General features: G+C 70.3%; 10 protein-coding genes. 2 read left to right on the top strand and 8 right to left on the bottom strand.

Going from position 1 to position 11,031, the window contains the following annotated elements; translation table 11 throughout:
• Window positions 1–5: 5 nt before the first annotated feature.
• From IEZ25_RS04530 to IEZ25_RS04520, 3 genes are read right to left on the bottom strand one after another with little or no spacing between them, the layout of a single operon-like run.
• Entirely contained in the window at window positions 6–830 is an 825-nt protein-coding gene (locus IEZ25_RS04530) for an MlaE family ABC transporter permease (protein ID WP_191198230.1), read from the bottom strand.
• Window positions 831–832: 2 nt separating this feature from the next.
• Window positions 833–1,618 carry an MlaE family ABC transporter permease gene (locus IEZ25_RS04525; protein WP_191198229.1) on the bottom strand — a complete coding sequence of 262 codons (786 nt, stop codon included), beginning with the start codon at window positions 1,616–1,618 and terminating at the stop codon, window positions 833–835.
• A gap of 5 nt (window positions 1,619–1,623) precedes the next feature.
• Window positions 1,624–2,580, bottom strand: coding sequence for an ABC transporter ATP-binding protein (locus IEZ25_RS04520; RefSeq protein ID WP_191198228.1), 957 nt, complete (start codon window positions 2,578–2,580; stop codon window positions 1,624–1,626).
• Between the two features lie 367 nt (window positions 2,581–2,947).
• On the opposite strand from IEZ25_RS04520, the gene IEZ25_RS04515 reads away from it, so the two are divergent.
• A complete protein-coding gene (locus IEZ25_RS04515) occupies window positions 2,948–3,487 on the top strand; it encodes a YaeQ family protein (protein WP_191198227.1) in 540 nt (179 codons plus the stop codon).
• Between the two features lie 183 nt (window positions 3,488–3,670).
• Here the strand turns inward: IEZ25_RS04515 and IEZ25_RS04510 are convergent, their stop codons facing one another.
• Window positions 3,671–4,405, bottom strand: coding sequence for an alpha/beta fold hydrolase (locus IEZ25_RS04510; RefSeq protein ID WP_318152089.1), 735 nt, complete (start codon window positions 4,403–4,405; stop codon window positions 3,671–3,673).
• 142 nt (window positions 4,406–4,547) lie between these two features.
• Window positions 4,548–4,958 carry an ester cyclase gene (locus tag IEZ25_RS04505; RefSeq protein WP_224748487.1) on the bottom strand — a complete coding sequence of 137 codons (411 nt, stop codon included), beginning with the start codon at window positions 4,956–4,958 and terminating at the stop codon, window positions 4,548–4,550.
• A gap of 327 nt (window positions 4,959–5,285) precedes the next feature.
• Between IEZ25_RS04505 and IEZ25_RS04500 the strand changes: the two genes are divergently transcribed.
• On the top strand, window positions 5,286–6,620 hold the full coding sequence (locus tag IEZ25_RS04500; protein WP_191198225.1) for an HNH endonuclease signature motif containing protein: 1,335 nt from the start codon (window positions 5,286–5,288) through the stop codon (window positions 6,618–6,620).
• 74 nt (window positions 6,621–6,694) lie between these two features.
• Here the strand turns inward: IEZ25_RS04500 and IEZ25_RS04495 are convergent, their stop codons facing one another.
• Genes IEZ25_RS04495 through IEZ25_RS04485 form a run of 3 tightly spaced genes read right to left on the bottom strand, consistent with a single transcriptional unit; the run spans window position 6,695 to window position 10,985 of the window.
• Window positions 6,695–7,678, bottom strand: coding sequence for an electron transfer flavoprotein subunit alpha/FixB family protein (locus IEZ25_RS04495; protein ID WP_191198224.1), 984 nt, complete (start codon window positions 7,676–7,678; stop codon window positions 6,695–6,697).
• The gene (locus IEZ25_RS04490; protein WP_191198223.1) at window positions 7,675–8,448 is read right to left on the bottom strand and encodes an electron transfer flavoprotein subunit beta/FixA family protein; all 774 of its coding nucleotides are present in this window, start codon (window positions 8,446–8,448) and stop codon (window positions 7,675–7,677) included. The genes IEZ25_RS04495 and IEZ25_RS04490 overlap by 4 nt, the downstream gene beginning before the upstream one ends.
• The gene (locus IEZ25_RS04485) at window positions 8,448–10,985 is read right to left on the bottom strand and encodes a GcvT family protein (protein ID WP_191198222.1); all 2,538 of its coding nucleotides are present in this window, start codon (window positions 10,983–10,985) and stop codon (window positions 8,448–8,450) included. The genes IEZ25_RS04490 and IEZ25_RS04485 overlap by 1 nt, the downstream gene beginning before the upstream one ends.
• Between the last annotated feature and the right edge of the window lie 46 nt (window positions 10,986–11,031).

Genomic DNA, 11,031 nt, shown 5'->3' with positions numbered 1-11,031 from the left:
CTGCCTCACCCCGCCAGCCGCACGGTGGTGGAGGCGCCCCAGATCGCCATGGACATGAGCAGGTCGAGCACGTTGATGGCCACGATGCTGGTGCGCACCGCCCGGCCGACGGCGACGCCGACGCCCGCGGGGCCGCCGGACGCGGTGTAGCCGTGGTAGCAGTGGATGAGGATCACGACGACGGCGAAGACCAGCACCTTCCCGAAGGACCACAGCACGTCACCCGGTGGCAGGAAGGCGTTGAAGTAGTGGTCGTAGGTGCCGGCGGACTGGCCGTAGACCCGGGTCACCACGAGCCGGCTGGCGAAGTACGACGACAGCAGCCCGACGACGTACAGCGGGATGATGGCGATCAGGCCACCGACCACGCGGGTGGCGACGAGGAACGGCATCGACGGGATCGCCATCACCTCGAGGGCGTCGACCTCCTCCGAGATCCGCATCGCGCCGAGCTGGGCGGTGAACCCGCAGCCGACGGTCGCGGCGAGAGCGATCCCGGCGACCAGCGGGGCGATCTCGCGGGTGTTGAAGTAGGCCGAGACGAAGCCGGAGAACGCCGCCGTGCCGAGCTGGTCGAGGGCGGCGTAGCCCGACAGCCCGACCTGGGCGCCGGTGAAGAACGTCATCCCGATGATCACGCCGACCGTGCCGCCGATGATTGCCAGCGCGCCCGTGCCGAGCGTGACCTCGGCGAGGATCCGCAGGATCTCGCGCGGGTAGCGGGTGACCGCCCGGGGCACGGCGCGGAGCACCCTGAGGTGGAAGGCGAGCTGCTCGCCGAGGGAGTCGAGCGAGGCGAGCGGCCGGGCGTAGGCGTCCTTGAGGGCCATCCTCATCCGCCCTTCGGGGGGATGACCTGCAGGTAGATCATGCTCAGCACGAAGTTGGCCACGAAGAGCAGCAGGAAGGTGATGACGACCGACTCGTTGACCGCGTCGCCGACGCCCTTGGGACCGCCCTTGGCGTTCATGCCCTTGTAGCAGGCCACGATCGCCGCGATGAGGCCGAAGACGAGGGCCTTGATGAGGCCGATCCACAGGTCGGGCAGCTGCGCGAGCGCGGTGAAGCTGGCGAGGTAGGCGCCCGGGGTGCCGTCCTGGAGGATCACGTTGAAGACGTAGCCGCCGGTGACGCCGACGACGCTGACCATGCCGTTGAGGAAGAACGCGACGAGCATGCACGCGAGCACCCGGGGCACGACCAGCCGCTGGATGGGGTCGATGCCCAGCACCATCATCGCGTCGAGCTCCTCGCGGATCTTGCGGGCGCCGAGGTCGGCGGCGATGGCCGAGCCACCGGCTCCCGCGATCAGCAGCGCGGTGCCGATCGGGGCGGCCTGCTGGACCACGGCCAGCACCGAGGCCGAGCCGGTGAAGGACTGGGCGCCGAACTGCTTGATCAGCCCACCGACCTGCAGCGCGATGACCGCGCCGAACGGGATCGCGACCAGCGCGGTCGGGATGATCGTGACCGAGGCGATGAACCAGGCCTGCTGGATGAACTCCCGCAGCTGGAACGGGCGGCGGAAGAGCCCGCGGAGCACGTCGAGGGCGAACGCGAAGAGGTTGCCCGCCACCGCGACGGGTGCGAGGGCGCGCGAGGACACCGACGTGGCCATCCGGATCAGGCCCCCGGTGCCAGGCCGGCGTTGCTCGACTCGAAGGAGCCGGGCGGGGGCGTCACGCCGTTGTCGCGGCACCACTCACCGGCGGGGCGCTGGCTGCGTCGCGGGACGCCGTTGGACGGGTCGAGCTGGAGCGGGATCGGCGGCAGCGGCGGCAGCTCCTGGCCCTCCTCGGCGGCGAGGTCGGTGGCGTCCTTCTCCTCCGACATGCCGATCGGGCCGACCTTCTGGGCGTTGAGGAACTGGCGCACGACCGGCTCCTCGGAGCTGAGCAGCTGCTCGCGGGGACCGAACATCGCCAGGTGCCGGTGGTAGAGCAGCCCGATGTTGTCGGGCACCGTCCGCGCGGTGTTGATGTCGTGGGTGACGATCAGGAAGGTGGCGTCGATCTGCGCGTTGAGGTCGACGATGAGCTGGTTGAGGAACGCCGTACGCACCGGGTCCAGGCCCGAGTCGGGCTCGTCGAAGAGCACGATCTCGGGGTCGAGCACCAAGGCGCGGGCCAGGCCGGCGCGCTTGCGCATGCCGCCGGAGATCTCCCCGGGGAGCTTGTCCTCCGCGCCCAGCAGGCCGACGAGGTCCATCTTCTCCATGACGATCTCGCGGACCTCGGACTCCGACTTGCGCGTGTGCTCCCGCAGCGGGAAGGCGACGTTGTCGTAGAGGTTCATCGAGCCGAACATGGCGCCGTCCTGGAACAGCACGCCGAAGAGCTTGCGGATCTCGTAGAGCTCGCGCTCGGAGCAGCTCGCGATGTCGGTGCCCTCGATGAGGATCGAGCCCTTGTCGGGCTTGAGGAGGCCGATGAGCGTCTTGAGGAAGACCGACTTGCCGGTGCCGGACGGCCCGAGCATCACGCAGATCTCGCCGGCCGGGACGGTGAGCGTGACGTCGCCCCAGATCAGCTGCTTGCCGAACGACTTCGAGAGGTCGTCGACCTTGATCTCCACTCCCATGGACCCGGACTCCTCCCTCCCCGTCCCCTACTCCTGGGTAGTCCAACGTGGGAGGCGTGGGGAGGTTACGGGCGCGGTGCGACGGTCGTCACGGAGTGGCTGGGGATGGGGTGGTGTCCCATGGGGCGAGTGGTTGGTCGTCGCGGGATGGTCTGTTCGGCAGCGGGAGGTAGCGGCGAACCGCCGCCTACGTCGCCCGCGTGTGACAAGACGGTCAGGCCACGGGTCGGATCGGTCCAGGTTGACACTCTCGGCGTCCTGGACCACAAGGCCTCGTCGCTGCCTCGGCGTCGTGTTTCCTCGTGGGTTCCGATCGGCGACCTAGGCCATTCGACGTCAGAACGCCACGTGGGCCAGCATGAACCTCATGGCAGCCGGTGCGACGATGTACGTGTTCGAGATTGAGTTGGCCGACACGGATCGCGGCGTATACGAGCAGCTCACACTTCGCGCGGCGCGGCATCCGTCAGAGACCGACGCGTACCTCGTGACGCGTGTGCTCGCCTACTGCCTCGAATTCGAAGACGGCATCACGTTCAGCGACGGAATCTCGGCGACCGCGGACCCGGCGGTGCTCGTGCGTGACCTGAGCGGGAAGCTGCTGGCCTGGATCGAGGTCGGGGCGCCGGATGCCGCGCGCCTTCACACGGGCAGCAAGGCGGCCGAGCGCACGACGATCTACACGCACCGCGACGCGACCAGGGTGCTGGCGCAGTGGACGGGGGCGAAGATACATCGCGCCGAGGAGATCGTCCTGCACAGCTTTGATCCCGGGTTCATCGATTCCGCGGTGGGTGCGATAGAGCGCCGCAACGCGCTCACACTTACCGTCACCGAGCGACAGCTCTACCTCGAGTTGAACGGCCTACACCTCTCATCGGCGGTCCACGATCACCCGATCAGCTAGCGGTGCTGACCTACCCCAGCGCATCGGCTTCGCTGTCGCCGTGCGCCACTTCAGCGCCGCGAGATCCAGCAGGACTGAAGAGGCTGCGGCACGAACGGGCCTTCCGCACCAATCGGCGCCAGCAGACCTAGCCCATTCCGCCGCGAATGGGGACGCGTCCGGACTGTCGGCCAGCAACGGACCTCACGCAGTGCTGTCGAGGATCAGCTGGGTCGCTTCGTGCGGTGCATCCCACTGTGGAAAGTGACCGCACCGCTCGAACCAGTGCAGGACAGCGTCGGGGAACCGTTCCGTGGCACGCGCGGCCTGGCTCGGCACGGTCACCAGGTCACGGCGACCCCAACCGATCGTCACCCGGCCCGGCACAGTGCCAGCCGGGGCTCCCTGTTGCTCGGGCCCCTTGGTCAGCGCATCCAAGGCAGCGCCGGTCGATGGGGAGTCGGCCAGCCCTCGGACGTCCGGCAGCACGGTGTCGCGAGTGAGCGCCCATGGGCGTGCCGACAACTGCGCCAGCAGCAGGGTCCGTCCCACGGGGTTGCCGAGCAGCGTCGGCAGCATGCCTCGAAGGGCTCGGACGAGAGCGATCGAGGGTCGTAGCGTGGCGCCGAAGACGACGAGCTCGCGGTCGCTCCAGAAGCCGCCCGGGTCCAACGCGACGGTGTCACCGCCGACGCCCCGCCGCGCGAGCTCGAGCACCATGCGGCCGCCCATCGACTGGCCGACCGTCGAGACCCCGTCCAACCCCAGCTCACGAATGAAGTCCGCGACGGCGTCGGTCAGGGTGGCGATCGACACCTCACCGGTCAACGGTGGCGTGTCGCCGAATCCCGGAAGGTCGACGGCGATCACCTCGCGACGCTCGGCCAGCTCATCGAGAATCGGGGACCAAGACCGCCAACCGGCGCCCAATCCGTGCACGAGCAGCAGCGGGCTCCCGCTTCCTCGTCTGACGTGATTCAACGTCACCACGGGCACGCTGACTCACGCGGAGCCCGACGTGTGCTGTCATCGTCGGCTGATCCCCCCGACTCGGGCGTGGCCGCTGCTTCGGGACTGCTCATCAGCTGAGCCCGAGCTGGGCGAGGATCCCGATCTCGTCTGAGCTGCCCCAGCGTTCTGTCATCTTGCCCTGGGCGAACCTGCTGATCTGCATGCCGCGGACCTGGACAGTCTTGCCGGTGGCTTCGTGCCCCTGGAACGGACCCTGATGGGTGCCGGTGAGCGTGTAGGCGAAGGCGACCTGGTCATCGTCGGCGACCAGGGTCTCGACATCGACGTGGAGATCGGGAAACGCGCTCCGCATCTCGGTGAAGAACATCTTGTAGCCCTCCGGTCCGGGCTGTTGGCCCGGCGCTGGGTCGTGGTCGACACTGTCTGGGTCGACGAGGTCGTCGAAGGCGTCGACGTTGCCGGTGTTGATGGCCTCGCCGAAGGCTTCCTGGGCTGCGATGTTGGTGTTCTTGTCGATCATGAGTCCCTCTTTCATCAGTGAGCCGAGTGGTGCGGATGCGATCAGGGACGAGAGCATGGGCAACGTGCTTGCTACGGGTACCCGAGACCAGCATGGACATGCGGCCCAGACCCGACCTATCGGCCGCCCTGAGCCCACACCGCTGTCGACGAGGTGTTTCGCCGCGAGCGTTGACCTTGTCGGCGCCGAGGCGTAGGATCGAACATAGTTTCGAGCGAGCGAGCTCGGGCCCTTCCTGATAGCCGATATACGGCCGCACCCACCTCACTGTTACTGGCCCCGTCCGTAGTTGTCGACGCGCCCAGCAGGGGCGCAGAGGGCAGTCCAGTGAGCGCCGTGCCAATCGAGCCGTCACACCACGAGTCGTGGCGTGCGCCGGGCACCGAGCCGCCGGCATCCGTGCTGGTGGGTGATGTGGTGCAGCGCTTGGCGAGCGTGCTCAGTGACCTGGGCGAGCTGTCGCTCGGTGCCCTGGCGGACGGCGACGTGGTCCGGTTGCTCGATGCGACCACGACTGCGTCGAGCCGGCTCACGCGGGAGGTCTGCCGGACGGCGGCCGAGGCGGACCGGCGCCGGCTCGGAGACGCCACCGGGGCTCGGCACACCCATCAGTGGTGGGCTGGCCGCAGCCACCACACCCAGGCAACGGCCGCACGGCTGACCGCGCTCGGGCGCGCGCTCGAGGCTGACGTGCACGCTCCGACCGGCCGGGCTCTGGCCGACGGCGGCCTACGCGTCGAGCAGGCCCGGGTCATCGTCAGGGCGGTCGACGCGATCCCCGCGAAGGTGCGGACCCCGGACGGAGAGGTCCGGATCATCGATGCCGCGGTCCGGGACAAGGCACGCGACCACCTGCTCAAGGCCGCCACCGAGCACGATGCCAAGGCGCTGCGCCGGCTGGGCAAGCGCATCCTCGACGTCGTCGCCCCCGAGCTGGGCGAGGCACAGGAGGCAGCACTGCTGGCCGCGGAGGAGGCCCGGGCGTACGCCGTCGCGGAGCTGGTCCTGCACGACGACGGGGCCGGGCGGTGCCACGGTCGGTTCACCGTGCCCTCCCACGTCGGCACGATCCTCAAGCGCCACCTGCTCGCCCTGGCCAACCCGGCCCGCCACACCGACGTCGAGCTGCACGACGAGAGCGGCGAGTGGAAGCCGCTGCACCGCAGGCTCGGCGAGGCGCTCGTGGAGTACGTCGAGCGCTACCCCCGCGAGGCGACCCCGCAGACCGCGGGCGTCAACGCCACCGTGGTGATCACGATGAGTCTGGAGCAGCTGCTCTGCGAGTCCGCGACCGCGCTGCTCGACGACGGCACCCGGATGAGCGCCGGCCAGGCGCGTCGGCTCGCGTGCGAGGCCGGGATCGTGCCCGCCGTGCTCGGCTCGAGGTCGCGGCCGCTCGACCTGGGCCGGACCGCTCGCCTGTTCACCCAGGCACAGCGCACCGCCCTCGGACTGCGCGACGGCGGCTGCACCGCGAAGGGGTGTGAGACCACCGCGTCGGGCTGTCACGCCCACCACGACATCCCGTGGTCGAGACGCGGTCCCACCGACCTGGCCAACGGCCGCCTCCTGTGCCCGCGGCACCACCGGGTGGCCCACGACGCCCGCTACGCCATGACCGTCCACGCCGACAACGCGGTCAGCTTCACCAGGCGGACGTAGGAGGCGTGCGCCCCTCCCCGCGCCGCGCCGGATCCGTCGCGGAGCGTCACCGCTCCCGCGCCGAGCCGGCGCGCTCAGCCCGCTCGGCGGCGGCGGATCTCCTCGTTGATCGCGGGGACGATCTCGTGCAGGTCTCCGATGACCGCGTGGGTCGCCTTGGTGACCATGGGCGCGTCGGGGTCGCTGTTGATCGCCAGGATCGCCTTGGCGCTGCTGCACCCGGCCCAGTGCTGGATGGCGCCGCTGATGCCGCACGGGATGTAGAGGTCGGGCGAGATCCGGCTGCCGGTCTGGCCGACCTGCTCGTGGTGCGGGCGCCAGCCGAGCGAGGTGACCACCCGCGAGACGCCGAGGGGCGCGTCGAGGAGTTCGGCCAGCTCGAGGAGCTCGCCGAAGCCGTCAGCAGAACCTGCACCGCGGCCGGCGCCGACGACCACACGGGCCGACTTCAGCGCACCTGACAGGTCGGGGGCCGGCTCCTCGGTGGAGACCACGCGTGCGACCAGGTCGGCGTCGGCGACCTCGGGCGTCTCGACCACCAGCTCGCCGTCGCCGGGAACGTCGGCAGCCGATGCCTCGACCGCGTGGCCGGCGACGCTGAAGATGGCCGGACGCATGCCCAGCTGCATCTCCTCGAGCGCCGCGCCGCCCACCACCTGGCGGGTGACCGTGAACGGGGACAGCCCTCCGAAGGAGATGACGTTGGCGGCCATCGGCGCGCCGGTGCGGGCGCCGACGTGGGCGAGCACCTCGTTGCCGCGGGGCGTGCCGGCGGCCATGACGACGACCGCACCGGCCTTCTCGCGGACCGCCATCAGGCCGGCGGCCCACGCGGCGCCGGAGAAGGCGTCGTACGCCGGACCGGTGAGCGCGTGCACCCGGCGCACGCCGTGGGTGGCGAGCGTCTTCACGAGCGCGTCGTCGGGGCTGCCGACGACGACCGCGTCGATCGGCACTCCCCCGCCGGCGGCGGAGAGGTCGCGCGCGAACGTGACGGCCTCACGTGAGGTCTCGATGGCCTCGCCCGCGGGCGAGACCTCGACCAGGACCAGGATCATCGCGACAGCACCCCCAGCTGCTCGAAGAGGTCGACGACCGCGGGTGCGGCCGCGGCGCCCTCGCCGAGGATCTCGACGGAGGAGGGCGACGGTGGCGGGAGCACGAGGCGCACCCGGGACGGTCCGACGGGCTCGGCGGAGGGCTCGCGCTCCTCGATCGGCGCCTTCTTGGCCTTCATCCGACCGGGCACCGACGGATAGCGCGGCTCGACGCCGCCCTCGAGGATCGTGACCACCGCGGGGAGCGGCAGCCGGAAGGTCTCGTGGCCGTCGGGACCCGCGCCGCTGGCCGTGACCTCACCGTCGGAGACGGAGACGTGGGTGACCCCGTTGACCACCGGCCAGCCGAGCTCGTAGGCGAGGCGGATGCCGACCTGGAAGTCGCCGCTGTCGGCCGCGTCGTTGCCGAGCAGCACCAGCTCGTGGGGCGTGCCGGCGGCCTCGTGGTCGCGCACCACGGCGGCGATCTCGCGGGCCACGTCGGCCGGACCGTAGGCCTGCGAGTCGGCCTGGACGTGGGTGGCCGACGTGCAGCCGACGGCGAGCGCGGCCCGCAGCTGCTCGACCGAGTCGGCGTCGCCGAGCGTCATCACGCTCGCCGCACCGCCGTCGGCGGCTGCGACCTGGACGGCGATCTCGACCGCGCACTCCTCGTGGGCACTCATCGTGAAGCCGGCGAAGCGACCGTCGACCCCCTGGCCGTCCTCGGTGAGGACGACCTCGCTGGACGAGTCGACGACGCGCTTGACGCAGACCAGTGGATTCGTCATCAGCGGAGCCGCTCGTTGCTCGGGTCGAGGAGCGGGGTGGCGTCGATCGAGCCGACCGTCACCGGGTAGAGCTCCTCCATGTAGGACACGGCCAGCTCGTTGCCGATCGTGGCCTGGTCGACGGGCAGGTAGGCCAGCAGTACGTGCTTGCCCAGGGAGGGCGCGGATCCCGCGCTCGTGACGTAGGGGTGGTGGCCGTGACCGTCGGTGAGCGAACCGCCGTCGCGGGTGAGGATCGGCTCGCCGCCGAGCATGTAGCGCTTCACGCCGGACGCCGAGGTGTGGTCGTCGACGGTCAGCGTGCAGAGGATCGCCTGCGGCTCTGCGTCGCGCTGGGCGAGGTAGGCCTCCTTGCCGACGAAGTCGGCAGCCTTCACCTTGGGCCGCTGCATGCCGGCCTCGATGATGCTGCGCTCGGCGTCGAGCTCGGCGCCGAACGCGCGGTAGCCCTTCTCGATGCGACCGGTCGTGCCGTAGACACCGATGCCGGCCGGGATGACGCCGTGCGGCGCACCCGCCTCGAGCAAGGCCTCCCACAGGTCGGCACCCTGCGCCATCGGGACGTAGAGCTCCCAGCCCAGGTCACCGACGTACGAGATGCGCGAGGCCAGCACCGTCAGGTCGCCGGCCCCCGTGGAGACGGTGATCTCGCGGCAGGTGAGGAACCCGAAGCCCTCGTCGGAGACGTCGTCGGAGGTCAGCGAGGCGAGCACCTCGCGTGCCTTCGGGCCCCAGATGCCGATCGTGTCGACGGTGTCGGTGCTGTCGGTCAGCGTGGTGGTGCCGGACTCGGGCAGGTGGCCGGAGAACCAGGCGCGGTCGGCCATGCCGTGCGCGCCGCCGGTGACGACGCGGAAGTGGTCGTCGCCCAGGCGCATCACCGTCAGGTCGGACAGGAAGCCGCCCTTGGCGTCGAGGACCGGGGTGTAGATGACCTTGCCGACGGCGACGTCGCACTGCGCGACGCAGGTGCCCTGGACGACGTCGAGCGCCTCGGGGCCCTCGATGTCGAAGATGCAGAACGCGGACAGGTCGATCACCGCGGCGGCCTCGCGCATGCGGAGGTGCTCGGCGTTGATGATCGGGTTCCACCAGCGCGAGTCCCACTCGTGCTCGCGCGGCATCACCGCGTCGCCGTACTGCTCGACGAGCCCGGCGTTCGACTCGTACCAGAACGGGCGCTCCCACCCGGCGGCCTCGAAGAAGACCGCACCGAGCTTGGACTGCGAGTCGTGCATCGGAGCCTTGCGCTGGTCGCGGTCGGACTCGTACTGCTCGGCCGGGTGCACGATGCCGTAGGTCTTGATGAACGACTCGGTCGTGCGCAGGCGGGTGTGCTCGCGGCGCTTCTGGTGGTCGTGGAAGCGGGCGATGTTGCTGTGGTGCAGGTCGATCTCGGAGTGGCCGTGGGTCATCCACTCCGCGACCGCGCGACCGACGCCGGGGCCTTCCTTGATCCAGACCGCGGCGGCGGTCCAGAGTCCGGCGACCTCACTCTCGCCCAGGATCGGGTTGCCGTCGCAGGTCAGGGAGAGCAGGCCGTTGATGGCGTAGCGCTGCTCCGCGCCCTCGGCGCCGAGGAGCTCGGGCATCAGCTCGTAGGCCTGCTCGAGCTGCGGGTCGAAGTCGTCGGCGGTGAAGGGCATCTCGGTCGGCGAGAGCTTGGCCTGCTCGATCGAAGGGATGTCCTCGGGCTCGTGGAGGATCGCGCGGTGGGCGTAGGAGCCGACCTCCATGTCGGCGCCGTGCTGGCGCTCGTAGCAGAAGGTGTCCATGTCGCGCACGATCGGGAAGGAGATCTCCCCCTCCTTCTCGGCCAGCTGCGGGCAGGGCCCGACGCTGATCATCTGGTGCACCGCGGGCGTCAGCGGGATGCTGATGCCGGCCATGTCGCCGAGCTTCGGGCTCCAGACGCCGGCCGCGATGACGACCGTCTTGGCCTCGATGTCGCCGCCGGTGGTGCGCACGCGGGTGATCCGGCGGGTGCCGTGGGGGCCGTCCTCGGTGTCGAGCCCGGTCACCTCGACGGTGGGCACGACGGTGAGCTCACCGGTGGCGAGGGCGCGCTCGCGCATGATCGTGCCGGCCCGCAGGGAGTCGACGACTCCGACGCCCGGGGTCCAGAAGGCACCGATGAACTGGTCCTCCTCGATGAAGGGGACCTTCTCCTTCACGAAGGCCGGGCTGACGAGCTCGGACTCGATGCCCCACGCCTTGGCGCTCGACATGCGGCGGCGCAGCTCCTCCATCCGCTCCTCGGTGCGGGCGATCTCGAAGCCGCCCGACTCGGTGAAGACACCCATCTCCTTGTACTGCGCGACCGAGTCGAGGGTGATGTCGGTGATCTCGCGGGAGTGGTCGACGGTGAAGATGAAGTTCGACGCGTGACCGGTCGAGCCGCCCGGGTTGGGCAGGGCTCCCTTGTCGATCTGCACGACGTTCTTCCACCCGAGGCGCGTCAGGTGGTGGACGAGGCTGTTGCCGACGATGCCGGCTCCGATGACGACGACGTCGGCGGTCGCGGGGACCTCTGCCATGGCTAGCTCCTGGGGCCGGGCGGTGGGGAACGGTATCGCACACAGG

It is taken from the genome of Nocardioides hwasunensis (assembly GCF_014779665.1).
Taxonomy (GTDB): Bacteria; Actinomycetota; Actinomycetes; order Propionibacteriales; family Nocardioidaceae; genus Nocardioides; species Nocardioides hwasunensis.
Note: the sequence above shows the minus strand (reverse complement) of the source record. Positions and strands in the feature narration are given on the sequence as shown.